This window comes from uncultured Paenibacillus sp. (assembly GCF_963515335.1).
Classification (GTDB): domain Bacteria; phylum Bacillota; class Bacilli; order Paenibacillales; family Paenibacillaceae; genus Paenibacillus_I.
In genome coordinates, this window is record NZ_CAUPYC010000028.1 from 21,405 (window position 1) to 46,673 (window position 25,269).

General features: G+C 56.4%; 27 protein-coding genes, 1 tRNA gene and 1 pseudogene. 3 read left to right on the forward strand and 26 right to left on the reverse strand.

Annotated features, from left to right (window positions below):
- Positions 1-22: 22 nt before the first annotated feature.
- The 11 genes from RWM61_RS10835 to RWM61_RS10885 form a co-directional block, all read right to left on the reverse strand.
- Positions 23-1,543: a two-component system activity regulator YycH gene (locus RWM61_RS10835; RefSeq protein ID WP_314000537.1), complete on the reverse strand. Its 1,521-nt coding sequence runs from the start codon at positions 1,541-1,543 to the stop codon at positions 23-25.
- Positions 1,540-3,390, reverse strand: a complete 1,851-nt coding sequence (walK, locus tag RWM61_RS10840) for a cell wall metabolism sensor histidine kinase WalK (RefSeq protein ID WP_314000539.1) — start codon at positions 3,388-3,390, stop codon at positions 1,540-1,542. The genes RWM61_RS10835 and walK overlap by 4 nt, the downstream gene beginning before the upstream one ends.
- Positions 3,387-4,124, reverse strand: a complete 738-nt coding sequence (gene yycF / locus RWM61_RS10845; RefSeq protein WP_314000541.1) for a response regulator YycF — start codon at positions 4,122-4,124, stop codon at positions 3,387-3,389. The genes walK and yycF overlap by 4 nt, the downstream gene beginning before the upstream one ends.
- Positions 4,125-4,313: 189 nt before the next feature.
- The gene (locus RWM61_RS10850) at positions 4,314-5,861 is read right to left on the reverse strand and encodes a peptidoglycan DD-metalloendopeptidase family protein (RefSeq protein ID WP_314000543.1); all 1,548 of its coding nucleotides are present in this window, start codon (positions 5,859-5,861) and stop codon (positions 4,314-4,316) included.
- A gap of 138 nt (positions 5,862-5,999) precedes the next feature.
- Positions 6,000-6,677, reverse strand: a complete 678-nt coding sequence (locus RWM61_RS10855; protein ID WP_314000546.1) for a hypothetical protein — start codon at positions 6,675-6,677, stop codon at positions 6,000-6,002.
- Between the two features lie 285 nt (positions 6,678-6,962).
- Entirely contained in the window at positions 6,963-8,249 is a 1,287-nt protein-coding gene (locus tag RWM61_RS10860; RefSeq protein WP_314000548.1) for an adenylosuccinate synthase, read from the reverse strand.
- Positions 8,250-8,428: 179 nt separating this feature from the next.
- Complete coding sequence (dnaB, locus tag RWM61_RS10865; RefSeq protein ID WP_314000550.1) at positions 8,429-9,787, reverse strand: replicative DNA helicase; 1,359 nt, start codon at positions 9,785-9,787, stop codon at positions 8,429-8,431.
- A gap of 70 nt (positions 9,788-9,857) precedes the next feature.
- Entirely contained in the window at positions 9,858-10,301 is a 444-nt protein-coding gene (gene rplI, locus RWM61_RS10870; RefSeq protein WP_314000552.1) for a 50S ribosomal protein L9, read from the reverse strand.
- On the reverse strand, positions 10,298-12,262 hold the full coding sequence (locus tag RWM61_RS10875) for a DHH family phosphoesterase (RefSeq protein ID WP_314000554.1): 1,965 nt from the start codon (positions 12,260-12,262) through the stop codon (positions 10,298-10,300). Before RWM61_RS10875 ends, rplI begins: the two co-directional genes overlap by 4 nt.
- 19 nt (positions 12,263-12,281) lie before the next feature.
- Positions 12,282-13,196, reverse strand: a complete 915-nt coding sequence (locus RWM61_RS10880; protein ID WP_314000595.1) for a DUF2232 domain-containing protein — start codon at positions 13,194-13,196, stop codon at positions 12,282-12,284.
- A 284-nt stretch (positions 13,197-13,480) separates the two neighbouring features.
- A complete protein-coding gene (locus tag RWM61_RS10885; RefSeq protein ID WP_314000597.1) occupies positions 13,481-13,933 on the reverse strand; it encodes a CBS domain-containing protein in 453 nt (150 codons plus the stop codon).
- A 590-nt stretch (positions 13,934-14,523) separates the two neighbouring features.
- On the opposite strand from RWM61_RS10885, the gene RWM61_RS10890 reads away from it, so the two are divergent.
- Positions 14,524-14,871, forward strand: a complete 348-nt coding sequence (locus tag RWM61_RS10890) for a DUF4870 domain-containing protein (RefSeq protein WP_314000556.1) — start codon at positions 14,524-14,526, stop codon at positions 14,869-14,871.
- 75 nt (positions 14,872-14,946) lie between these two features.
- Here RWM61_RS10890 and RWM61_RS10895 read toward each other — a convergent pair whose 3' ends face one another.
- The 5 genes and pseudogenes from RWM61_RS10895 to rpsF all read right to left on the reverse strand — a co-directional run bounded on the left by RWM61_RS10895 (position 14,947) and on the right by rpsF (position 16,919).
- Positions 14,947-15,117, reverse strand: coding sequence for a hypothetical protein (locus RWM61_RS10895; RefSeq protein ID WP_314000559.1), 171 nt, complete (start codon positions 15,115-15,117; stop codon positions 14,947-14,949).
- Between the two features lie 123 nt (positions 15,118-15,240).
- Positions 15,241-15,408: pseudogene (locus RWM61_RS10900) on the reverse strand (branched-chain amino acid ABC transporter permease); the annotation flags it as partial.
- Between the two features lie 303 nt (positions 15,409-15,711).
- On the reverse strand, positions 15,712-15,993 hold the full coding sequence (gene rpsR, locus RWM61_RS10905; protein ID WP_314000561.1) for a 30S ribosomal protein S18: 282 nt from the start codon (positions 15,991-15,993) through the stop codon (positions 15,712-15,714).
- A 60-nt stretch (positions 15,994-16,053) separates the two neighbouring features.
- Positions 16,054-16,584, reverse strand: a complete 531-nt coding sequence (ssb, locus tag RWM61_RS10910) for a single-stranded DNA-binding protein (RefSeq protein ID WP_314000563.1) — start codon at positions 16,582-16,584, stop codon at positions 16,054-16,056.
- A gap of 50 nt (positions 16,585-16,634) precedes the next feature.
- The gene (gene rpsF, locus RWM61_RS10915; RefSeq protein WP_314000565.1) at positions 16,635-16,919 is read right to left on the reverse strand and encodes a 30S ribosomal protein S6; all 285 of its coding nucleotides are present in this window, start codon (positions 16,917-16,919) and stop codon (positions 16,635-16,637) included.
- A gap of 224 nt (positions 16,920-17,143) precedes the next feature.
- On the opposite strand from rpsF, the gene RWM61_RS10920 reads away from it, so the two are divergent.
- Positions 17,144-17,323, forward strand: a complete 180-nt coding sequence (locus RWM61_RS10920) for a YjzC family protein (protein WP_314000568.1) — start codon at positions 17,144-17,146, stop codon at positions 17,321-17,323.
- A 388-nt stretch (positions 17,324-17,711) separates the two neighbouring features.
- On the opposite strand, the gene RWM61_RS10925 is transcribed toward RWM61_RS10920, so the two are convergent.
- The 4 genes from RWM61_RS10925 to RWM61_RS10940 all read right to left on the reverse strand — a co-directional run bounded on the left by RWM61_RS10925 (position 17,712) and on the right by RWM61_RS10940 (position 19,344).
- A tRNA-Ser gene (locus RWM61_RS10925) sits at positions 17,712-17,802 on the reverse strand.
- 156 nt (positions 17,803-17,958) lie between these two features.
- Complete coding sequence (locus RWM61_RS10930) at positions 17,959-18,189, reverse strand: DUF951 domain-containing protein (RefSeq protein ID WP_314000570.1); 231 nt, start codon at positions 18,187-18,189, stop codon at positions 17,959-17,961.
- 3 nt (positions 18,190-18,192) lie between these two features.
- Positions 18,193-19,062, reverse strand: a complete 870-nt coding sequence (locus RWM61_RS10935; protein WP_314000572.1) for a mechanosensitive ion channel family protein — start codon at positions 19,060-19,062, stop codon at positions 18,193-18,195.
- Positions 19,063-19,104: 42 nt separating this feature from the next.
- Complete coding sequence (locus RWM61_RS10940; RefSeq protein ID WP_314000574.1) at positions 19,105-19,344, reverse strand: DUF3343 domain-containing protein; 240 nt, start codon at positions 19,342-19,344, stop codon at positions 19,105-19,107.
- 157 nt (positions 19,345-19,501) lie between these two features.
- Here RWM61_RS10940 and yyaC point away from each other — a divergent pair, with 157 nt between their 5' ends.
- Positions 19,502-20,095 (forward strand): spore protease YyaC, encoded by a 594-nt coding sequence (gene yyaC / locus RWM61_RS10945; RefSeq protein ID WP_314000576.1) that lies wholly within the window; start codon positions 19,502-19,504, stop codon positions 20,093-20,095.
- Here the strand turns inward: yyaC and RWM61_RS10950 are convergent.
- The 6 genes from RWM61_RS10950 to RWM61_RS10975 form a co-directional block, all read right to left on the reverse strand.
- Positions 20,070-20,561 carry a DUF4446 family protein gene (locus RWM61_RS10950; RefSeq protein WP_314000578.1) on the reverse strand — a complete coding sequence of 164 codons (492 nt, stop codon included), beginning with the start codon at positions 20,559-20,561 and terminating at the stop codon, positions 20,070-20,072. The genes yyaC and RWM61_RS10950 overlap by 26 nt on opposite strands.
- Before the next feature lie 34 nt (positions 20,562-20,595).
- On the reverse strand, positions 20,596-21,762 hold the full coding sequence (locus tag RWM61_RS10955) for an aminotransferase class V-fold PLP-dependent enzyme (protein ID WP_314000580.1): 1,167 nt from the start codon (positions 21,760-21,762) through the stop codon (positions 20,596-20,598).
- 140 nt (positions 21,763-21,902) lie between these two features.
- Entirely contained in the window at positions 21,903-22,757 is an 855-nt protein-coding gene (locus RWM61_RS10960) for a ParB/RepB/Spo0J family partition protein (RefSeq protein WP_314000582.1), read from the reverse strand.
- The gene (locus RWM61_RS10965; RefSeq protein WP_314000584.1) at positions 22,738-23,511 is read right to left on the reverse strand and encodes an AAA family ATPase; all 774 of its coding nucleotides are present in this window, start codon (positions 23,509-23,511) and stop codon (positions 22,738-22,740) included. The genes RWM61_RS10960 and RWM61_RS10965 overlap by 20 nt, the downstream gene beginning before the upstream one ends.
- Before the next feature lie 706 nt (positions 23,512-24,217).
- A complete protein-coding gene (gene noc / locus RWM61_RS10970) occupies positions 24,218-25,051 on the reverse strand; it encodes a nucleoid occlusion protein (protein ID WP_314000586.1) in 834 nt (277 codons plus the stop codon).
- Positions 25,052-25,085: 34 nt separating this feature from the next.
- The coding region (locus tag RWM61_RS10975) for a hypothetical protein (RefSeq protein ID WP_314000588.1) at positions 25,086-25,269 on the reverse strand (184 nt) is incomplete at its 5' end.

Genomic DNA, 25,269 nt, shown 5'->3' on the forward strand with positions numbered 1-25,269 from the left:
AAAATGTTGCCGGACGGACGGCTCAACCGCCCCCGCCCGCCGAATCCCCCGGCTGCGCCGGTTCCGCCGGCTCCCCGTCATCCGGCAGCAATGACCCGGACCCGAAGCCCGGATCCTGCAGCCCGCCGGTGCGGGGAGGAATATCCCCGCTTCCCGGGCCGGCGCCATTCGGCGCATCCGGTCCCGCTCCGGCGGGCGGCTGCACGACCGGCTCCGTCTCCGGCTTGAAGCCTGCCGCCCAAGCCTGCGCAATCGTTGCCTGTGCGCCGTCGGCCAGGCGCACAGCCCATACCGGCTCCATCACCAGCGCCGGCTCGACGCCTTTATCTCCGTGCTGCTGCGCGACGACCAGCGCCGGAAACACCGCCTCGATCTCGCCCCGCCGGGCGAATTGATTCAATGCGCTGCGAAGCCCTTCTCCGCCGGGCAGCCAGCGGACCGTGCTTTCGCCCCGGCGCTCTCCGCGGGTCAGGAGGGAACGCTCGTAATTGCGGACGACGCCCTGCTCCAGCTCAAGCTGAATTTGACCGTAACGCAGGTTCGGCGAATCGAGCAGCGGATACGAGCCGAAATATTGCTGGAACACGATGCTGCGGTTATCCGATTCCGGACCGGGCCCGACGAACCGGTGAACGCCGTCCCATCCGCCGTGCTGATTGACGAACTGCAAGGCGGCCAGCGTGTTGTCCGCCAGACTGTTGGGACTATCAAGCATCGCCACCGGATCGGTGTAGACCATCCAGGTGCCGTTCGACTCCAGCTTCAGCCCGCGCTTGCCGTCCGTGTAAATCTGATTTCCGTCATAATCCTTCAGGTTGCGTGTCTTCGCCTGGTCGAAAAACAGGTTGCGCTGCATCTGCTCCGGCGAATACGACGCATAGCCGAACCGGTACTCGACGGCCTCCACCGGCTGCTGCGGAATATAGATAGAGCCCCGCCAAAGGGTATAGGCCGGCAGATAAGCCCCGTATCCCACTTGCCGCTGCAGCCTTTGCGCCGACAGGTCGCTTTGGCTCGACTCATATACGGTAACGCCGTCCGTGCTGAAGAAATAAGCCTTCGGCGTCTCATTGTCGGCCCGCTTCATGATCCAGATCCGCTCGATCGAATCGCCCATGAACAGGATATCGCCTTCAAGCCGCGGCACGACCCGCTGCAGCAGCGTGACCGGCACGCCCTTCCCGAAACGAAGCTCGACACCGGCCGCCTGCGCCCGCAGCTCGTTCCAGTTCGTCCGGTCGACCCGCGTTCGTTGGAAGCTTCGGTACTCGCCCTCGCGGATATCCGCGTAAATATTGTTATAGAACGTCATGTCGGGATACAGCACCGTATGCCGATCCTTGCCCATATGCAGGACGATATCCTCGGGAAAAAGGACCTGATCGATCTTCTGCGCCTGGCCCATCGTCTCCGTCGGAATGTACTCCTGCTCCGCCGTCACGGTCGCTCCCAGGTTCGGAAAGCTGTAAGCCAGCAAATAGCTTTGCAGCAGGCTAAGCATGACGAGCACGACAAGAGCGCCTGTCTTGATCCTCTCGATCATACGGCTTCGCCCCCTTCATGGACCGTCGGCAGCGTGAACGTAACCGTCGTGCCTTCGTTCCATTCCGACTCCAGTTCGATCGTGCCGCCGTGCGCCTTGATTATTTCCCGGGCAATCGACAAACCGAGCCCGGTGCCGCCCATATTGCGGGAACGCGCCTTGTCGACGCGGAAAAACCGGTCGAAAATCCGCGAGATATCCCGCTGCGGAATACCCATGCCGTTATCCTTGACGCTGATCGCCACCGACGAAGCATCCGGCTTGCGCGCCGCGATCTCGATATGCCCGCCGTCAGGCGTATACTTGATCGCGTTGGACATCAGATTGTCCAGCACCTGGTCGATCTGGTCGCGGTCGAGCCAGACGTTCTCGATGCCGTCCTCAATCAGGACGGAGCTTCCGATCGACTTCTGCCGCATCTGGAACGAGAAGCGGTCGGAAACCTCCTCCAGCATCTCCCGCACCCCTGCCGCCTTGCGCCTGAGCGGCGCCTGGTTCGAGTCGAGCCTGGAAAGATGCAGCAGGTCGGTCACCAGCCGGATCATCCGCTCCGACTCGCCGCGGATAACGCCCACGAACCGGCCGGCCAGATTCTTATCTTCCAGCGCCCCGTCATCCAGCGCCTCGACATAGCTCTTGATCGTCGTCAGCGGCGTGCGCAGCTCATGCGAGACGTTCGCCACGAACTCGCGGCGGGACCGTTCGAGCTTCTCCTGCTCCGTGACGTCCTGCAGGACGGCGATCGTGCCGGATGTCGTCTTGTCCCGCCGGTGAATCGGCGTAAACGTAACGCGGAGCAGCCATTCCTCCTCGCTGTTCTCCAGCTCCTTGCGGAGCAGGGTGGAATGCTGAACGCCCGTCTGCAGCTCATGGACCTTGTCTTCCGGCATGCCGAGCAGCACGGCAAGCGGCTGGCCCGTGCCTTCCTTCACGTCGAGCATTTCCCTTGCGCGCCGGTTCGTGACGATCACAAGCCCGTTCTCGTCGGCCGCGATGACGCCGTCGCTCATATTGGCCAGAATGGAAGCGAGCTTCTCCTTCTCTTCCTCGTTGGCGGACAGCGCTTCCTGCAGCCGCACCGTCATATGGTTGAACGCTTCGCTCAGCTGTCCGATCTCGTCGTCGCCGTATACCGGCACCTGCTTGTCGAACTTCCCTTCCGCAACGGCCGACACCTGCCGGGTCAGCCCCTTGATCGGGGTCGTAATCGTATGGGCCAGCAGTACGCCGAGCACGCCCGTCAGGCCAAGGGCGATCAGCATGCCGGAGACGAAAATCCGGTTGATCCGGTTGACCGTCTCGTACAAATCCTTCATCGAGGCCACGATGTAGACCGCCCCGACCACCCTCCTCGGCTCGACGTTGCGGCCGTATTCGTAGGCCGGACGGGCAATCACCTTTTTGCGCACATTATCGCCGTCGATGATATCCTCTTCGATATTCGAGATGCCCTGCAGCGCGCGGATGACCGCGAGCGTCGTATTTTTGCGCCCGACGATCGATTGCTGGGCCTGGTCGGAGGTGGCGAGCACCTTGCCGTTCGCGTCGAGAATCTGGATATCGGCTTCGCTGATGTCGAAAAGCGAGCGGAGCAGGCTGTTCAGCTCCGCGGAGATTTCCTCCTCCGTCGCCTCGTTGTCGCCCGCCGCCTTCGTCAGCGTATCCTCGACGAGCACGGTCAGCATGTTCGTCTGTTCGCTCAGGCTGCTCGTAAACGAATCCGTAAGCGATGTTTTCATCGTGCTGATGAAATAGACGCCGATCAGCTGCATGGCGATGAGAATGAGCAGGACATAAATAATAATCAGCTTGACCTGAATCGTGCGGAACAGCCGGCCCCTTCTCATCCCGCGCCGAATCCGCCCGTTTTCGGGTTGCGCATCATATAGCCGAGCCCCCTGCGGGTCAGAATATATTCCGGCCGACTCGGATCGTCCTCAATCTTCTCGCGCAGCCTGCGGATCGTCACATCGACCGTCCGGACATCCCCGAAATATTCGAAGCCCCATACCGCCTGCAGCAGATGCTCGCGCGTCATCACCTTGCCGCTGTTGCGCGCCATATAATAAACGAGCTCGTATTCACGGTGGGTCAGGTCAAGCGGCTCCCCGTCCTTGCAGACCACGTACATATCGGTATCGATGAAAAGATTGAACAGCTTCAGTCCCTGCTTCTCCGGCTCTTCCTCCTGTCCGCCGTCGCCGGCCTCCCGCAGCTTCGTCTGGCGGCGCAGATGCGCCTTCACGCGGGCCAGCAGCTCGCGCGTGCTGAACGGCTTCGTGACATAATCGTCCGCGCCGAGCTCCAGGCCGAGCACCTTGTCCAGCTCGGTATCCTTCGCGGTCAGCATAATGATCGGCGTCTGCATGCGGGCGCGAACCTCGCGGCACACATCCATGCCGTCCTTGACGGGGAGCATCAGGTCCAGCAGGATCAAATCCGGATTCTCCTCATACGCCAGCCGGACCGCTTCGCCGCCGTCGAAAGCGCAGACGACCCGGTAGCCTTCTTTCTCCAGATTGAACTTCAAAATATCCGCAATCGGCTGCTCGTCGTCCACCACCAGAATTTTTCCTTGCATTTCTTCACCACCTGCCCCGCCTGTATCCATTCCTTTTCATTTTACCACAAGCCGCACGCCCGTCCCAATGAAAGTTCTATCGCTTTTCCACATTTTCTCGCGCGCGGAAAGCCCCGAAGCGGCAGGCAAAAAGGCACCGCAGCCTTCGGACCTCCCGCCGGCTGCGATGCCTTTATAACGCGCAATCGATTATAGATACTTCATCGGATTTTGCACTCTTCCGTCTTTGCGAATCTCGAAATGCAGGTGTACACCGAAGGAATTGCCCGTATTGCCCATGACGCCGATCTTATCGCCCTTCTCGACGACCGCATTCTGCTTGACGTCGATTTTGCTTAAATGGGCGTAAACCGTTTTGTAACCGTTTTGGTGATCGATGATGATCGTCTTGCCGGTGCCGTTCCTCGTGCCGGCAAATTCGACGACCCCGTTGTCCGCGGACAGAATGCTGCTGCCGCCGACCATGTCGAGACCCTTATGCAGACGGCCCCAGCGCTCGCCGAAGCTGCTCGTCAGCGTCGGGTTGCTGACCGGCCAGGCGAAATTGCCTGTCCCTTCGCCGAGTATGACCTTGGTGCCCTTCATGACGATCGCCGGAATCGCCGGTTCGATGATTTGTTGGTTGATGAGCTCCTCGCTCATCAGATAACCGTTCTGCTTCACAAGCTTATACGTGACCTGCCTGGAGCCGGCCACCCCTTGGCGGATGGTCTTCTGCTGCCCCGCGCGCATTTGGTCGTTTTTCCGCACGATAACGGCCGGCTCGATGACCTCCGTTTCGGTGACGTTCTCCACCGTCTCCACCGTCAGCTGCGGCTGAAGCACGGTCAGGTCGAGCACTTCGCCGGCCTTGATCTCTTCGCCCTTGAGCCACGGATTGTTCCGGTAAATCAGCTGCGGCGAGATGTCGAATTTGTCGGCGATGCAGCCGATGCAGTCGCCTTCCCGAATCGTATACTTCGTCGGCTTCGCATTGCCGGTGACAAGCCGCTTATACAAGGTGTCCGCATCCTGGATGCGCTCCGGATCGACGTCAACGCTGCCGGTGTCGACCTTTTCCACGAATTTGACCGACGCGATATCCGGTTGCGACGCTGCCGCCGGCTTCGTCTTCGCATTGAACGCCAGCGCCGTCACTTCAACCTTCGGCCCGGCCGCCGCCCGGCGCTCCGGCGCGAATTTGCCCTGCACCCGCTTCAGCACGGCGTCGGCTGTCCGCTCATCCTTCGCGATGCCGATCAGCTTCCCGTTCACACGCACCTCCACGCCGACGGCATGGGCGGCGACCATTCCCTCGAGCTTGGCCAGCGTCGCTTCATCATCGGTCTTCGCCTTGAAACCGCTGCCGCGCTCATATGTAATCTCGCCTGCATCCACCGCCATCCGTATACCCGGATACTGCCGCTCCGCCTGCTCCAGCTTGCGGCCCAGCAAATCCTCAACGACTTTGGGGTCGCTCACCGTTCCGACCGCCACGCCGTTCCGCAGAACGCGCGCATAATCGATTGTGTTGGATTTCACATAATAGGTACCGCCGAATCCGACGACAGCGAGAAGCGCCAGCGCTCCTCCTGCAAACAAAAGTTTCTTCTTTCCGGCGTATGCGAACGAAACGCTCATGCTTGCGGCTCGATGCCGAATCTTGCCTTTCCAGTCTTGCAACCGGCGGCCGATGGCGGAAGGCGCTGCGCCTGTCCCCGTCCGCCCTTCCCGGTCTCGGTTCCTGAAAACGGTCATGTTCTTCTCCTTTGCCAACAATCAGATGTCTGTATCATCATCCGCCGCAAAAGGCGGAATGCTCCCATCCGGGTCATTACGCCTTCTACTTTAACATAGCCTTTACAAGCCGGGCAACCGAGGTATCCTACTTAAGCATTAATATTTACTCAGAATATCCATCATTTCGTCATATTCCGCCTGGTTCAGATATTTTGCGACAATCTGCTGGACATTGGTCATTTCCGTTCCGGTGAGCCCGTCTTCGACGTAAACGGAGATGGTCTGCCACTCCTCCTGCGGCAAACGGCTGACAAGCAGCGCAAAAAGCTTGCCGCGGTCCTCTTCGCTCATCAACTCCTTTTTCTCCGCAATCTCATCGGGCGTCAGGACGGTTTCCCCTGTCGTGCCTTGTGCGCTTTGGGTCTCCGGTCCCAACCCTGCGCCTATGCCTGTCACGGGCGCGGATTCGATAGCCGAATCGTCCGCCGCCTCAGCAGCGGATTTGTCTTCTTCGGAGGCTCCCGCTTCCGCTTTGCCGTCATTTCCATTGATGATTTCATTCGTGCTGCCATCGCTCTTTTCCGTGCTTCTGCCTTCGCCGCTTGCCGACTCCGCGGCCGCCGCTCCGTCCGGTGTCTCGATATTTTCCGCTCCCCACAGCTTTCCCCACAGCCCCGACAGGGCAAAAGGCTGCGTCTCCAGCGGCAGATTATACTGCTTGATAAGCGTTTCCACATAGCTGGTGACGATGTAGCCGGATGTCCATATCGCCAGGAAGCTGACGATCAGCGCGGCCGCGACGGTCCTTCCCAGCCAGCCGAACATTTTCCACATAGCAATCCTTCCTTTTCTATCATACTTTTCCCCGCAAAGGGACATATATGCCAGTATGGTCGAATCGCTGCCGGTACATTCCTGCGAAATGGGAAAATGTGCGGCCCGTACCGCGGTTGTTTCGCCTGAACGGTTAACATGCACTTGATAGATGAGGACGCCTCCGGGCATCGCCACGGTGTATTTCCGAACAACCGGATCATAAGGCTGGTTATTGCAGGACGAAAAAACCGCCAAGGCATCCCGGCTCGCGGGAAACCTCGGCGGTTAGCCGATTCGATTGATTTACGGATAGATGCGCACAACCGGGTTCGTCTGCTCGCGGTTGCGTCCGACCGAGAAAATCGCGATCGGAATACCCGTCAGCTCGGATACGCGGTCCAGATAGCGGCGGGTCGTCGCGGGCAGATCCTCAAGCGTCTTCGCACCCGAGATGTCCTCGCTCCAGCCCGGCATTTCCTCGTACACCGCTTCGCATTCGGCCAGCATTTTCAGGCTTGCCGGGTAGTGCTCGATCACTTCGCCGCGGTACTTGTAGCCGGTGCAGATCTTGACGGTTTCAAGTCCGGTGAGCACGTCGAGCGAGTTCAGCGACAGGCCCGTGATGCCGCTCACGCGGCGGGCATGGCGGACGACGACGCTGTCGAACCAGCCGACGCGGCGCGGACGGCCGGTGACCGTGCCGTACTCATGGCCTTTCTCGCGGATCCAATTGCCGGTGTCGTCGTGCAGCTCCGTCGGGAACGGGCCGTCTCCGACGCGGGTCGTGTACGCCTTGGCCACGCCGATGACCTGCTGAATCTTGGAGGGGCCCACGCCCGAGCCGATGCACACGCCGCCGGCCGACGGGTTGGACGACGTAACGAACGGATACGTGCCCTGGTCGATGTCAAGCATAACGCCTTGCGCGCCCTCGAACAGCACCTTCTTACCGGCATCGATCGCATCGTTCAGCACGACCGACGTATCGGTTACATATTTGCGCAGCACCTCGGCGAAACCGAGATATTCCCGAACGATCACGTCCGCGTCAAGCGGCTCGCCGCCGTATACCTGACGGATCACCTGGTTCTTGTCTTCGATCAAGCGGCGCGCCTTCGACTCGAATTCTTCGGCGTCCAGCAGGTCGGCGATCCGGATGCCGTTCCGTGCCGCTTTATCCATATAGCAAGGGCCGATCCCTTTGCGGGTCGTGCCGATTTTGTTGTCGCCTTTGCGGTCCTCTTCCAGCGCGTCCAGCACCATGTGGTACGGCATGATGACATGAGCGCGGTCGCTGATTTTCAGATTGTCCGTAGAGAAGCCGTTGTCGTGGATATAATGGATTTCGTCGATCAGCGCGGCCGGATTGATGACCATTCCGTTGCCGATCACGCATGTTTTATCAAGATTGAAAATACCCGACGGGATCATGGTGAGCTTGTATTTCTTGTTATCGATAAGAATCGTGTGCCCGGCGTTGTTACCGCCTTGATAACGGGCGACGACGTCCGCGCCTTCCGCCAGGTAATCGGTAATTTTGCCTTTTCCTTCGTCCCCCCATTGGGTTCCGACAACCACAACCGTAGACATGCTCATACCCCCGCACGTGTGCAAATGAAGCGCACAAGAAATTTACCGCCTACAAGCCGCGGGGGATTCCCCGGTTCTCGGATTCTGAAGGCAGCATCCTTAGTTTAGCAGTACGTATACGCGATGTCAACCGATAAAAACGAACGATCACAAGAATATATCCTGTAATTGTTCGGAATTTATGAGGCCATTCCGGGGTCATGCACCCGATCGATGCTTACGAATTTATTGAATTGCTTGAGGAACGCCAATTCGACGGTGCCCACCGGGCCGTTACGCTGCTTGGCGATAATGATCTCGATGATGTTCTTCTTCTCGGATTCCTTATCGTAGTAATCGTCCCGGTACAGGAACGCGACGATATCCGCGTCCTGCTCGATCGAGCCCGATTCCCGAAGGTCGGACATCAACGGCCGCTTGTCCTGCCGCTGCTCGACGCCCCGGCTGAGCTGCGACAGCGCGATCACCGGCACCTCGAGCTCACGCGCGATCTGCTTCAGCGTCCGCGAAATTTCGGATACCTCCTGCTGCCGGTTCTCGCCGGCCTTGCCGCGGCCCTGGATGAGCTGCAGGTAGTCGATCAGGATCATGCCTAGCCCTTTCTCCTTCTTGAGCCGCCGGCATTTGGCGCGAATATCGGCAACGGTGATGCCCGGCGTATCGTCGATATAAATGCTCGCCTCCGACAAGGAGCCGATCGCCATCGTCAGCTTCTCCCAATCGTCGCCCTCCAGGAAGCCCGTCCGCATCCGGCCCGCATCGACGTTCGACTCGGCGCAGATCATCCGCTGCACGAGCTGGGCGGCCGACATCTCGAGACTGAAGATCGCGACCGTTTCCTTCGCCCGCACGCCCACGTTCTGGGCGATGTTCAGCGCGAACGCCGTCTTGCCGACGGACGGTCGTGCGGCAACGATAATGAGGTCGCTCCGCTGGAAGCCGGCGGTCATTTTGTCGAGGTCCTGAAAGCCCGACGGGATGCCGGTCGTGCCTCCCTTATGGGAGTACAGGAACTCGACCTTCTCGAACACCTCCATCAGCACGTCGCGGATCGAGATGAACCCGCTGCTGGACCGGTTGTTCGCGATTTCGAGAATGCGGGACTCCGCCTCGCTGAGCAGCACGCCGACGTCCTCGGAGGCGGCATAGCCGTTCTGCACGATTTGGGTCGCCGTCCGAATGAGCCGCCGCAGCAGCGACTTCTCCTCGACGATCTGGGCGTAGTAATCGACATTAGCCGCCGTCGGCACGCCGCTGACGAGCTTCGCCAGGTAGCTGACGCCGCCGATCTCCTCCAGATGCTGCTTGTTCTGCAGCCAAGCGGTCAGCGTCACGAGATCGATCGGCTGGTTGTCTTCGCCGAGCTCGATCATGGCTTCATAGATCAGCCCGTGTTCGGGCGAATAGAAATCCTCGCTGCCGAGCCGCTCCATCGCCGTGACGAGCGCTTCCGCCTGAAGCAGGATAGAGCCGAGCACCGCCTGCTCGGCTTCGAGATTTTGCGGCGGAACGCGGTCAAACATCGGTTCGTGATTCATCGTTCCGTACTCCTTCCCGAACAATTGTTTCCCGGCGGCGATGCCGCCCAAAAGCGGATGCGTCCCATCGTTACTCTTCCGCCGCCTGCACCTTGAGCGTCGCCTTTACGTCCGGATATACCCTCACCGCCACTTGCGTTACGCCGAGCGCCCGAATCGGCTCATCCAGCTCGATTTTGCGTTTATCGATCGTAAAGCCTTGCGCCGCCAGCGCTTCGGCAATTTGCTTGCTGGTAATCGCGCCGAACAGCCGTCCGCCCTCGCCGGCCTTCGTCTTGACGACGACAGTCGTCTCATTCAGCCGGGCTGCGAGCTTCTGCGCTTCTTCCTTCTCCTGCGCCTTCTTCTTCTGCTCGGAAGATTTCTGCACCTCCAGCGTCTTGATGTTGCCTTCGGACGCTTCCTTCACGAGCCCTTTCGGCAGCAGAAAATTGCGCGCATACCCTTCGGAAACGTTCTTCACTTCGCCTTTCTTGCCTTGCCCCTTTACGTCCTGCAGGAATATAACCTTCATTCGAACAACCCCTCTTCCTTCTCGATTTCATCCAGAATGCCCATCAGCTTCGCCGCGGCGGCGGTCACGGAACCTTCGAGCTGCGCCGCGGCGTTCGTCAGGTGGCCGCCGCCGCCCATCCGTTCCATGACGATCTGCACATTCATATGTCCAAGCGAGCGGGCGCTGATCCCGATCAGGCCGTCCGTCCGCTCCGCGACCACGAACGATGCGAGCACATCCGTCATATTGAGCAGCGTATCCGCCGATTGCGCGATCAGCAGCTGGGAGTACTTGCGGCCCGGCTCCGTTACCGCGATCGCGACATGCTCGTAATGGATGACCGCATGCTTGATAATATCCGCTTTCTTGTTGAACTCCTCGAGATCCTCCTTCAGCATCCGCTGAATAAGCGTCGAATCCGCGCCGTTGCGCCGGAGGAACGAGGCCGCCTCGAAGGTGCGCGCTCCCGTGCGGAGCGAGAAATTTTTCGTGTCAACCGTAATGCCCGCGAGCAGTGCGGTCGCTTCCGTCACGTCAAGCGCGACACGTTCATGAATATATTGCAGAAGCTCCGCGACGAGCTCGCATGTCGAAGAGGCATACGGCTCCATATAGATAAGCACCGGATTCGTAATAAACTCCTCGCTGCGCCGGTGATGGTCGATGACGACGATCCGGTCGGTTAACGACAGCAGCTTCGGCTCCTTCACCATCGATGCCTTGTGCGTATCCACGACGACGGCGAGCGTCCGCGGGCCGACCAGCCCCATCGCTTGCTCAGGCGTGACGAACCGCTTCGACAGCTGCTCCTCATCCTTCAGCAGCTCCATCATTTTCTGGATCGCGGGGTTGACGCCCTCAAGCACAATGCAGGCTTCCTTCTGAAAAAGATGCGCCGCCTTCAAAACGCCGATCGCCGCTCCGATCGCATCCATATCGGGCATCCGATGCCCCATAATGACGATGTTGTCGCTGTCCTTGATCAGGTCGCGCAGTGCATGGGCCACAACCCGGGCGCGCACCCGGGTTCGCTTCTCGACGGCGTTCGATTTGCCGCCGTAGAACGTCTGGCGCTGGCCTACCTTCACGGCGGCCTGATCGCCGCCCCGGCCGAGGGCAACGTCCAGGCTGGCCTGCACCCACCGACCCAGCTCGATGACGTTGGCGGCGCCGGATGCGATGCCGATGCTGAGCGTCATCGGAATTTTATTGTCGAACGTCATTTCCCTGACTTCGTCCAGAATGACGAAGCGCGACGCTTCCAGCAGCTTCAATGTTTTATGATCCGTGATGATCAGATAGCGGTCGGACGTCAACCGGCGCAAATACAGCTGATAACGCTGCGCCCATTCCGTAATTTCCGCGGTTACCTTCGACAGCAGCGCGGCACGCTGCTGATCGTCCATCCCCTGCGTAACTTCCTCGAGATTGTCCATCATGACGACGCCGAGCGCAAGCTTCTCATCCTCATACCGCCTCGCCATTTGCACACGGGCCGTAATGTCGCGTATGTAGAGCAGACGCTCTCCCTGATTCAACAGCAGCTCGTAGGTTCGGTCGCCGAGCGCAATCTCGATTGCGTCTTCCTTGTCCCGGTCCTTCAGCTGCAGCGTCGGAAACAGCTCGGACAACGGAACGCCGACCGCCGAATCGCGATCCAGCATCCGCGCGACGAACGGATTATGCCATTCCACAACCCGCTCCTCGTTAAATAAAAGAATACCGAAAGGCAGATCGCTGATCACTTCGTTCCCGGTTTTCTTGATCCGGTGCGACAGCGTGCCCAGGTAGATTTTCAAATCGCGGCGAAAAGCCCGCTCCGCCATAATCGTATATACGGCCATCGCGCCGGTCAGCATGAGGCCGACCAGGCCCAGCACCCATTGATACCATGCCAGCGCAAGCGTCAATGCGATAATAATCACGAGCGCCCATACATGATGCATCCCGTGCCATCGTTTCATTAAAAACTTCGGCATCTCCCATTCGCCCCTGTACTCAAGGTCTCACAAACGATTTCCGAATCGGAAACGCGACATCCAGCACGCCGATCAGGCTGAGCGGCGGGAACAGCAGCACCGGCACCGCGAGGAGGAGCGGCACCGAACGGTGCCATTTCTTCTGTGCGGCCAGGAAAAAGAAAAACCCGATCGCCTGCACCGTGAAAGCGAACCGCAACAATGGCAACAGGTTGATCACGACGACCGACAGGAACGAGCCGTCTTGCTCCGGCGTGAGAAAATCGAGCACAATCACGATCAAATAATAAAGGACGAACGTTCTCGGCAGCATCCAGTCCTTCGCCTGCCGGAAGGCCGGCACCTCGACGCCGGATTTAAGCAGGGCCCTTCTGGCCGCCCAATGCGAGAACGCCGCATAAATGAACGAGATGACAATGAGCGCCATCGGCAGCGAGGCAACCATTGAATCGATCAGTATCTCCGTCATGTCCGGCGTCCATACGTCCGTCGGAAGCAGGCCCTCATCGGCAAGCGACTCGAAATTGCGCCGAATGAGGCGTCCCATCTCGCCGATGAGCTGGATATCGAAAATAAACGACAAGGCCGCCAGCTCAAGCAGGAACAATCCGAGCAGCGTCAGGGTAACGCCGGTCATGACTGTTCTTGCGGCGGTTTTCCTGCGGTACAGCTCACCCATGACGAACGCCGGAACGATGAAGAAAAAACCGATCATGAGCGCGGCAGGCCCCATGATAACAAAAGCGGCGAACCACACCGCCGCTACATGGACGGCGAACGATCCCACCGGCAAAATGACATATAAAACGGCAAAAGGGACGAGCAGCAGCATGATTGTGACCATATTGACGACCGGTACGGCGACGGACAGCAGCAGCAGCAATGCCGCGGCGCTCCACAGCAGCGGTCGGGTTCCCGTCTTCAAACCTTTCACTCCTCGGCGCATAAGCTTTACTCCCCATTATAGCATAAAGTGCGGCTTGAACACATGGGAACAAGCGGGCAACAGGCGGGCAGCACCACCGGCTTGTCCCACCGCAAGGCGTTCCACGACCCCTTCCGGAGGCGGAAGAAAAAGGGCACCCCGGTCGGCCCCGGCATGCCCTTTTTTCTCACATCGATATTGCTGTTTTGACGTGCACCTCACCTTATGTCCAATCTATCCCGATGCGCTAATGGTCCTCAATCGGGACGGCTCCGACGGCCGATGCTCCACTTTTATCCTTCGTTCGATCCGGCCGCGGCCGTCTCCTTGCCGGACTTCACATGCTCCACCATGGCGCCGGCGCAATAATCGATAATGTCGCTTCGGCGGACGATCCCGATGAACCGGTTCATATCGTCGACCACAGGCACGAAGTTCTGCACCTTCGCCAGCGAAATCAAATCTTCCATTCTCGCATCGATCGGCACGGTCCGGTTGTCCAGGCGGAGCGGCACATCCGACAGCTTGACCCGGTGGCTGTGCTCAAACGTGATCTCGGGATGACTCTTCATATACCACAACAGGTCGCCTTCAGTAACCGTACCCGCGTAGCCGCCTTGCGCATTGAGAATGGGTACGGCCGTATAACGGTGATACTCCATCCGCTCCAGTGTCTGACGGAGCGTCGCGTCAGCCGTGACAGTCACAACCTCCTGCTTCGGCAGCAGAAAAAACGCGATGTTCATCGTACTTTCCCCCTCGCTTACGGCCGATCCGGCTGCGTACCGGTCCGGCAGCGGCAGCAGCGGCTTCGGCGTCGCTTCATTCAACCAAGCCTCAATCCAGCCTTTCGCCTTCTCCACGTCTTCCTCATCCGCAAAATAATACCAAGCGCCATTTTCCCGCCGATCCTCACCCTTCAGCGTATGGCTGTAAATCGTCCGGCTGTCCGCCGCAACCATGCTTTTGGCAAGCCCGACCATCCTCTCGGGAGCCATGTCGCCGCCCGCATCCTCCCGGAAACGGACGTAATTCAGCGCGTCTATTCCATTGTAGAGCGGTTGCCCCGCTTTGACAACAAACTTCTCGTGCCCCGGTTCGTCGTTGGCATGGGTAAACTTATCCGGACATCCGGACCGCTTGCGTCCCGGAATTTCGACATACGTATCCTGCTTCCTTCACCATACACGATATACACGGCATGGCATTCCGGCAAACATGCATGGATTCTCTTATATGACGGCCAGCTTGTGCAGACATAACAGGGGACTTGGACGAATACAATGGCCGTGAGGGTCTCCGATGGAGGTCATGATAAGAAAGGGGAGGGAATCGGATGAGCGAGCCGTATGTGCCGAAATCGTCGACCGGCCTAGATCCGAAGCTGGTAGGCTTACTATGCTATCTGCTCGGCTTCGTGACTGGAATTTTATTTCTTGCGATCGAAAAGGACAGCAAGTTCGTGAAGTTTCATGCTTTGCAATCGACCCTGCTGTCCTTGTCTCTTATCGTGATCCATTCCGTGCTCGGCTTCATCCCCATCATCGGATGGCTGTTGGGACTCATCCTGGGTCCGCTGACGCTGATTCTCTGGTTCGCTTGCATGCTGCTGGCGGTCCAAGGCCGCTTCTTCAAGCTTCCGCTCATCGGCGATTTGGCGGAGAGGCAGGCCGGCAAGCTGTGACCGGAGAAAAACGGCCTCCCGGCAAGACGGGAGGCCGTTTGCTTGTCAATCGATTCGGATCTGCCTATCCCCCGACTAATGGCGCTCTTCCTTTTTCCTCCCTTGGAAAGCAGCCTGCACGTTGTCCACCATGCCTTCCACGGCATCGGCCGCCGGATCTGTCGACGCTTGATTCTGTTGATCGTTGGACGTCGTAATATCGGCCGCCGTATTGGCCGTTCGCTCTCTATCATCTGAGTTCGGCATAGATCTTCACTCCTTCGCAGTCGTGTACGTCGTGTGTACGTTTTTTTCATTATTATACCCGTTCGCGGCCGGCCGGAATCATTGCCGCTGAAATGCCGGATTCGTCCGTTTCCATAGACATCAACGGCTGCCGATTTGCATGACCAATAGGCCCACGAACATCGCCGGCAGCGCATAATCGAGCCCGTATTGCCGCGGAACCGCGATCTATGCCCCCCTGATCGCGCCGGCCAAATTGGCCGCTATCCAATTCACATGCGCCGTTACGTTCAGACCTAACATCCAGCGGTCGGCGATTTCGGTTTTCGGTCAATTTGCCTGCCGCCATCATCCCCGCTACGATGAACTGGGCGGAGCCGGCTAAGCCGAAGCTCAATAACCCAGCAGCCGTAGGGAACAGTCGACCATACCCCGGTAAAAAAGATAATTCGTCGTCCGTCCTGCCGTTCGAATACATCTGCCGATGGCCATGATGTCCCTCCCGGAATTGAACCGTTAACGCTTCTGCACTCTGCCGTTTGTCCCATCCTGCAAAAAGCACCCTTGGAGTTCTCATAATGAGAGCTCCAAGGGTGCCCGATGCTTGAACGACAACTACTCCGTCGTGTAAGGCAGCAAGGCTACCTGACGCGAGCGCTTGATCGCGATCGTCAGCATACGCTGATATTTCGCGCTCGTTCCCGTCACGCGGCGCGGCAAAATTTTGCCGCGCTCGCTGATGAACTTCTTGAGCAGGTCGGTGTCTTTATAGTCAATGTGCGTGATCTTGTTGACCGTGAAGAAGCAAACTTTGCGGCGCTTGTTGCGTCCGCCTTTGCGGCCGAACTTGCGTTCCGGACGCTCTCCGTCGCCGCCTTCTCTTGGTTTGAAAGCCATGTTCATTATCCTCCCTTTCGTCGAAAATCATTCACCGGCCAAGGGCGTCGCCCCCATGCCTTAGAACGGCAAATCATCTTCCGATATATCGATTGGTCGTCCGTCATCCGAGAACGGATCGTTGTCGTTCCGCGAAGCATTCCCCCGGCCGCCGGCATTGCCGCCGCCGTAGTTGCCTCCGCCGCTTCCGCTTCCGCCGCTGCCGTAGCTTCCGCCGCCTCCGCCGCCGCTGTATCCGCCGCCGGATTCGTCGCGATTTCCGCCCTCGCGGTTCGCCGACTCAAGGAAACGAACGTTGTCGGCGATGACTTCCGTCACGTAAATCCGCTTGCCTTCGTTGTTCTCGTAGTTGCGTACCTGCATGCGGCCTTCAACGGCTGCGAGCCTGCCCTTGCGCAGATAGTTCGCGCAAGTCTCGGCCAGCTGCCGCCATGTGACGATCGGAATGAAATCGGCTTCCCGCTCGCCGCCGCCGCTCGTAAACGGACGGTCGACCGCCAGCGTAAATTGCGTAACCGCCACACCGGACGGCGTATATCGCATTTCGGGGTCTCGTGTGAGCCGCCCGATTAGAATGACACGGTTCAACATTGGTTATTAACCTCCCAATCGGTTAACATCCCTTGCGCATAATCGCATGATTACGCTACGTCTCTGACGATCAAGTAGCGGATGATTTCATCCGTAATCTTCATGACGCGGTCTAGTTCTGCAATGACTTCGGAAGAAGCATTGAAGTGGACCAGCACGTAAATGCCGTCACGAATCTTATTGATCTCATACGCAAGGCGGCGTTTGCCCATCACGTCTTGCTTCGTGACTTCTCCGCTGGTTCCGATGATGCCATTGAATTTTTCGACGAGCGCTTGAACAGCTTCCTGCTCAACCTCCGGACGAATAATGTACATCACTTCGTATTTGCGCATTTGATTCACCTCCTTCTGGACTAAGCGGCTCCTTTGCAAGGAGCAAGGAGCGAGGAATTCTCGCATACCGGAATATTATATCAAAGACAAGCTTGCTATAGCAACCCTTATTTCTCCTTATTTTCTCCGCGCGAACGGCGGACCGCCACATTGTTCCGGTCATCCGATGGAAGGACGCTGCGCACACTAACCCTGTAGTCGATCCTCGAAAGGAGGTATTCCGCATGGGCGAATGGTCGGAATTCGATCCCGGGCACAGGGCGCCGAACGACGGGGTCTACATCGAAGTCGGCGAACAGTCGTTCCATATGGGCGTAAATGACCCGAAAAAAATTTCACTTAAAAAAGGCGAGCGTTTCCCCGACACCTCGAACCATAACCGCAAGTGGAAGCGGCTGAAGTAGCGTCAAATGACTGGCCACAAAAGCTGGCCCGACGGATGCATAATCCGTCCCGCATCGGGTCATCCTATTTAATGACGGTGCGAAGAGAGGTGTGGTTCCGTTGGTCCTACTGGCGCAACAACCGCAGGAGGAACAGATCGAATCGGCTTAGAAGCGGAGGGATGTGCCAAAGACACGTCGTCTGCAACACACGCGCATTTTAGGATGCACCTGTTTCTGATCGCTTGAGGAAGATGCTGAAGACTCAACCATCAACCACCGTCGGAAAGGGCCCGCAAGGGCCCTTTTTCTTCGCGCTGCCGAAACGGGCTCCTTCATCATACTTTCCTATACAATAAAAAACCTCCCACGACACAGTCGGTCGTAGAAGGTTAGTCAACGTATGTAGTGGCGGAGAGGGTGGGATTCGAACCCACGCACGCTTTGACACGCCTAGCTGATTTCGAGTCAGCCCCCTTGGGCCTCTTGGGTACCTCTCCATTTTTCACAAGCAAGATTCATTCTAGCACACCGGCTTGTCCGATGCAACAGCCAAAACATGTAATAACGGGCGCCGGGCAAAGTCAGAATATTCGTTCTTCCAGCCGGTTCGGTCCGCCATCCAGCGCCTCAACGCGTGCCGGGAGAGATGCGCGCTAACGATCCGTTCCCTGCCCTTCCGCTTCGTTCGAAACTGCGGCGCTCCGCACGACCTTCTTCATATTTTTCTCGAATTTCGCCCTCGGCACCAATACGCTGTGCTTGCAGCCGATGCATTTGATCCGGATGTCCATCCCCATGCGAATGACCTCCATCTCATTGGCCCCGCACGGATGGGGCTTTTTCATCTGGACGACGTCGCCGAGCTCGAAAACTTTTCGTTCCAACGGTCACGCGCCTCCCTTTTCTCCCTTATGGTAAGTCACTACTTTCGGATAAGGTATTTCGATCCCTTCCGTGTCGAGCGCCTTTTTGATTTCCGCATTCAGCAGCCGGGACACGATGGCCTGCGTGTTGGGCAAACATTCCGCGATCACCCGCAGCGTCACCTCCGAAGCGCCCAACGCCTGCACACCGAGCACCTCGGGCGTTTTCGCCAAGCTCTCATGCTTCACCTGCATGACCGTATTTTTGATCACCTCGATCGCCCTGTCCATGTCCTCTTCATAAGCCACGGATATATCAACGATCGCCAGCGCATTGCCGAGCGAGAAATTCGTCACCTCGTTAATCAAGCCGTTCGGTATAATATACACCTCGCCCGTCCAGCTTTTCAACCGCGTCGCCCGCAGTCCGATCACCTCTACCGTTCCTTTGAACTGGCCCGTCTGAATGACATCCCCGACCGCGAATTGGTCTTCCAAGATAATGAAAAACCCGGTTATCACATCCTTCACCAAGCTCTGCGCGCCGAACCCGATCGCTAAACCGACTACGCCCGCACCGGCAAGCAGCGGCGCCAGATCGATGTTGAACTCTGCCAGTATGAGCATAAGTGTGATGAAGTGTACGACGTACGACGCTACATTTTTCAGCAGCTTGCCCACCGTCAGGAGCCGCCGCTGCTCCACGCGCAGCCTTGACGGATTCCGGTTTAGAATCGCGTAAGTGATCGCCTTATGGATCAGCCAGATCGCCACCCGGCTTATGGCCAGGATCAGCAGAATCCGCAAGACGGTTATGCCTAGTCCGATCCACATCGCTTCATCCAGAAACCAGCCCGTCGTTTTATCCAGAACCGAATTCCAGTCATCCTTCATAGAAGCCTTGCTCCTTTCCTCAATCATTCTTGCTTGCTTCGGTTAAAGCGTTACCGGAATATACCCGGTATCCGTCCGGTCGAATATTCCTCTTATTTCAACCTTCTCTTCTACTATGACTCTCTTTACCTGAGGCAGACTCTCCTGCGGAAAATCGATCGACAACGCGCACCCGGCGGTAATTTCCTTGGGCGTGGGGCGAATGTCGATTTCGATGTCGGCATATTCGAGCAGCATTTCCGCACGCAGCGCCTGCTGTGTCGAGTCGAAGGCAATCAGCACCCCGTATCCCCCTTATCTGCATCTTTTCGGCTGTTTTTCAAGCAACCCAAGTATATTATGCCTTTTCTGTCCATATAATAAGTAATACTTCAAGATGCGATGCAACGCCGGCCCCGGTTTGAATCATCGGCCGGCAACCGTGAGCGGAGGGGATTCTATGAGAACGGCAAGCCGAAAAGATACAAGCTTCAAGATTCCATATACGGAATCGAACGCCGGCGTCATGTTGATCAATCGATTGGCCTCATACCTGGAATCACTTGAGCCCGACCGGCGGATCGTCATCGTCTGCATCGGTACCGACCGGTCTACCGGCGATTCGCTCGGCCCGCTTGTCGGCACTCATTTGAACAAATACCGCCGTTCCTCGTTTGATTTATACGGTACGCTGGAAGAACCCGTTCACGCCATGAACCTGGAAGAAACGCTGCGCACCATTCATAGCAACCTGCCCGATCCGTTCATTATCGGCATCGATGCCTGTCTCGGACAAGTCGCCAGCGTAGGCTGCATACAGGTCGGAGACGGCCCGGTCCGACCGGGCGCCGGCGTCAACAAGGACCTGCCTCCGGTCGGTGACATGCATATTACCGGAATCGTTAACGTCGGAGGATTCATGGAGTATTTCGTACTCCAGAATACCCGTCTTCACCTTGTCATGCGTATGGCGGACATGATCGCCCAAAGTCTATATCTAGCCATTACTTCATCGATGCGAAAGGCCGCTATTTCTGCTGCAAGGCAAGAGTAATGGCATTTCGCTCCTCCGGGGTCAGCGGATAGGAGGATTCGCCGTTCTCGACCGGCTTTGCATACATATAGGTTTCTTCACGGGTGTGAATGCCGCTAAGCACAATTCCGTCCTGTTCCTCATTCATAATCGCAACGGCAAAGCTCAAATCGCTGCCCTGTCCCTCAAATGCGTTGAAGCGCCTGATACCGACTTTCCCTTTCGTCCGGCGCAGACCCTCGCGCAGCTGCGCCATCTCCGCGACTTGGGCCGCCGCTTCGGATTCCTTCGCTTGAAGCCGGCGCTGCAAATCGGCAATGACCTGCTCCAGATCCGCTACTCCGCTGCCGTCCATCATCGCCCTGTACTGCCTGCTTAAACGTTTGAGCTTGCTGCTCGTTCTCATCATGCCGATCATCATCGCCAGAATGATTAAAGTCAGTACAACGATATATAGTCCCAATTGGCCGGTCGTCAAGTTCTCCATCCCGTTCTCCCCCATGTCCGGCGTTTGTCAGCCTTTAATAATGACGTTTGATTTCCGCGACGGCCCCGATCAGTGCGTCGATATCCGCTTCCGTTGTGAAATATCCCACACTCGCCCGCACCGCACCGGTATCGGTGGTTTTTGCGCATTCATGCGCAAGCGGCGTGCAATGGAAGCCCGAGCGGACCGCAATGCCGTAATGCTGATCCAGTATAAAGGCCGTTTCCGACGGATCCGCGTTGTCGATAATAAATGACACAATACCTGTCCTGGGCTTGCCCAGCTCAGGCCCTAACACCCGAATGCCGTCTATCCTCAGCAATCCCTCCATCAATCGCTGTGAAAGGGTCCACTCTTTATTATGGATCTTTTCCACTGTCTCATGCAGGACGAACCTTACGCCGGCTGCCAGTCCGGCAAGCCCCGGCGTATTGTGCGTGCCGGATTCGTAGCGGTCCGGCCTGACGTCCGGCTGCTGCACCGCCTCCGACTGAGAGCCGGTTCCACCGTGCAGAAGCGGCTCCAGCGTCAAGGCGGAGTGTATATATAGCCCTCCCGTTCCCTGCGGCCCCAACAGCCCTTTATGCCCCGGAAAGGCCAGCAGGTCGATCCCCATTGCTTCCACATCAATCGGCAGAATCCCCGCGCTCTGCGCGGCATCCACGAGCAGCTTGGCGCCGTGATTTTTTGTAATCGTGCCGATTTCCGCTACCGGCGCAATGGAACCAAGCAGGTTGGAGCTGTGGTTGACGACGACGAGCTTCGTATTCGCAAGCAGGGCCTTCTCAACGGCCTCGGAACGAATAGCCCCCTGCTCATCCGCTTCCACATAAGCAATATCGACGCCTGCCGTGCGTCGCAAATATTCAAGCGGCCTCCTGACGGAATTATGCTCCACCGCGGTCGCCACCACATGATCTCCCGGTTGCAGCAGCCCTTTAATCGCCATATTCAGCGCAATGGTCGTATTAAAAGTTAACGCGATATCGTTGGGATTGGCGATGGCAAACAGCTTGGCCAACGCTTTGCGGGCGTCAAAAAGGACGCGGCTTGCGCTCACCGCCATCCGATGGCTTCCCCTTCCCGGATTCGCCGCCTGGCGAACCATCGCTTCCTGTACGGCATCCAGCACCGATTGCGGTTTCGGCCATGAGGTCGCCGCGTGGTCCAAATAGATCAGACGATCCGTCTGCTGATTCATGATCAATGCGCCCCTTCATATTCCTACCCGATTGGATTTCAGTCAGACTGCCTTCAGCGGCAAAACAATAGCATACCTAGTTTAATCTTTCCATCGAAAGATTACAACGCGAGGTATGCTATCCTTTTGTAGCTATGGCGTTACGCTAGCTTCTCCAGCATTTCCAACAGCCGCTCCAGATCCTGCTTGTTATAATAAAGCAGCTCAATCCGCCCTTTATCTTTCTGCTGTTTGATTTTAACCGTTGTTTTGAAACGTTCTCTTAACGACTCTTCCACCTCTTGAATATAGGGATCGCGTTTTTTTGTCTTTGCCTTCGTCTGCTCTTCCTGGCTGCCTTTGCGTTCCAGCCGCTGGATCGTTTCCTCAAGCTCACGGACGCTCCACTCATTACTGATCGTCAGCTTCGCAAGCTCCCGCTTCTTTGTGTCCTCTTTGACTCCGGCCAGCGCTCTTGCATGTCCCATCGATAATGTTCCACGTGAAACATTTTCTTTGATTTCTGGCGGCAGGGTCAGCAGTCTCAGAAAATTGGCGATATGAGAGCGCGACTTCCCCACCTTCAGGGAAAGCTCCTCCTGCGTCAGGTTGAACTTATCCATGATGGAATGATAAGCAATCGCCAGTTCCATCGCGTTCAGGTCTTCACGCTGCAGGTTTTCAATAAGCGCGATTTCCATCGCTTGCTGGTCGGAGAAGCTTCGAATAACCGCCGGAATCGTCGAGCTGCCGATTAATTGCGAAGCCCGGAAACGGCGCTCCCCGGCTATAATCTCATACCCTTTAACGACACTTCGTACAATGATCGGCTGGATGACGCCATGCTGCTTTATGGATTCCGCCAATTCCTTTATGGCGTCGTCATCGAACGTTTTTCGTGGTTGATACGGGTTCGGTCTTAGCTGAGAAAGATTGATTTCAATGACCTTGTCGTCATCATTCACCGACAATGAAGGAATGAGGGCATCCAGCCCCCTACCTAGCCGCTTGCTCATAAGTAATCACTTCCTTCGCCAATTCAAGATAAACCTCAGCGCCTTTCGATCTCGGATCATAGGTAATAATGGATTGGCCGTGAGAAGGCGCCTCGCTCAGACGAACATTACGCGGAATGACAGTCTGGTAGACCTTTTGTTGAAAATATTTCTTCACTTCTTCAATGACCTGAATGCCCAGGTTGGTCCGCGCGTCGAACATCGTCAGCAGCACGCCTTCGATCTGAAGCGACGTATTTAAATGCTTCTGGACAAGCCGAACCGTATTGAGCAGCTGGCTCAACCCTTCAAGCGCATAATATTCGCATTGGATGGGTATGATAACCGAATCGGCCGCCGTCAGCGAATTGATCGTCAATATGCCGAGCGATGGCGGACAGTCGATTAAAATATAATCAAACATATGCTTGACCTGTGATAACGATTTTTTCAGCCGTACCTCGCGCGAAATCGTCGGTACCAGTTCGATCTCCGCCCCCGCCAACTGAATGGTAGCCGGAATAAGCGTCAAACCTGGTATATTCGTCTCTACCATAGCATCCTTGGGATGCACCTCATTAATAAGAACATCATAGATGCAATTGCTCACATCGGCTTTGTTGATGCCGATGCCGCTTGTCGTGTTCCCCTGCGGATCAATGTCCACAAGAAGAACCTTTCTCCCGAGAGAAGCAAGACAAGCACCTAAGTTAACGGAAGTCGTTGTTTTGCCGACGCCGCCCTTTTGGTTCGTAATAGCTATGATTTTGGACAATCCGGTCACCCCAATTTCATGCAAAATGTCTGTCCGAAGATAAAATGAGTACAGCACTGGTCCGCATCCGCTTATAAGACTCATTTTCCAAGTCCTTGTAACTATGCCGCTTCGCGGTTATGCATCATTCGTATGTTGTAAATGCGAACCATCCAGGCGCCTACTCGGTTCATCGGACGGACCTCCGGTAGGCAGAAACGCAGAATGCTTCCCAAAAAGTGAAACCAAACTTCGCAGCGTATTCGGACGACCGGACTGTCTAGTCCACTCGCATCGAACGATTCCGCTACTCATGGTCGCTCATCTTCGACTTGCATCCATGCAGCTTTCGATCATACTTATCGGGGACCCCATAAGGAATATAAAGACTTAATGAGAAAAACTTCTATCGAAGTCACTCGAAGAGGAACGACCGCGTTTAGCGGAAGTTTTTATCGCCGATCGAGAAAGGTTGAGTTTGCTGCTGCGCGCAAAACTCATACTTTCTGATACGGTGAGAAAACCTCTATCGAAGCCTTTCGAAGATGAGCGACCTACAGGATTGCGGAGCAATCCACTTCGTAAGCAGGCAGGTTTATTGCCAATTAAGAAAGGTTTAAGTTTTGAACTGCCTGACCACTTATACTTTCTTATATGGTAAAAGAAAAAGCGGCAGCTTGGCCGCTTTCGCAAACGGTTAGGATATGAAGTGCATCGTGCAGCCCGATTACCGTTTCGGGATCCGAATTACGATTTCATAATGGTCCTCGTAATCCTTCTCATCCTTCTTGATTTGCAGCCCCGAACCGGATACCATATCAATCGATTGCCGGATTGTATTCAGCGCCAGCCGAACGTCCTTCGTAAATGAAATCCGTTTGGACTTTTTCACTTTTGCGGCTTCTTTAAAGAAGGCGACTCGCGATTCCGTCTGCTTCACATTCAATTCTTTGGAAACGACGTCTTCAAGCAGTTTTACCTGAAGCTCCTCCGAATCGAGCATAAGCAGCGCCCGGGCATGCCGTTCCGTAATTTTTCGTTCCATAAGCGCCTGCTTAACCGGCTCCGATAAATGCAATAACCGGAGCTTATTGGCAATCGTTGATTGGCTTTTGCCCAGCCGTTGGGCCAAGCTTTCCTGGGTCAGGCTGTGCAGCTCAATCAGCTTCTGGTAAGCAACCGCTTCTTCGATCGCGGTCAGTCCTTCGCGCTGCAAATTTTCAATCAAGGCGATCGAAGCCGCCTGTGAATCGTTAAATTCCCGCACAATAGCCGGGATCGTTTCCAATCCAAGCTTCTTCACCGCTCTGTAGCGCCGCTCGCCCGCAATAATCTCATACCGCCGGTTGCGTATACGCACAACAATCGGTTGAATGACGCCATGCGTCCTGATCGTCTGGCAAAGCTCATCAATCCGATCGTCATCGAAAATCGTTCGTGGTTGATAAGGGCTTGTGTCGATTTCAGCAATCGGTATTTGCTTGACTTCATCTTGAGTCGATCGATCCTCTTGACCCGATTTGTCAGCCAGACCGAACAGCCGCGAAAATTGTTCTTTCATAACGTCATTACCCACCCAATTCAGTATGCCTTAGTCAACAACTATATTCCAATAAAGACAAAACCGTCCCGCAGCTGGCGTTAAACGTTGAAGACGTCGAGAAAACATGTATCAAAATAAATTTCGCCCAGTCGTTGGCGTTTTCCTGCTTGACAGTTATTTTTCTATCCTGAAAATAAATCTCAGTTGCAATAAAAAGACAATAGCAAACAAACCCG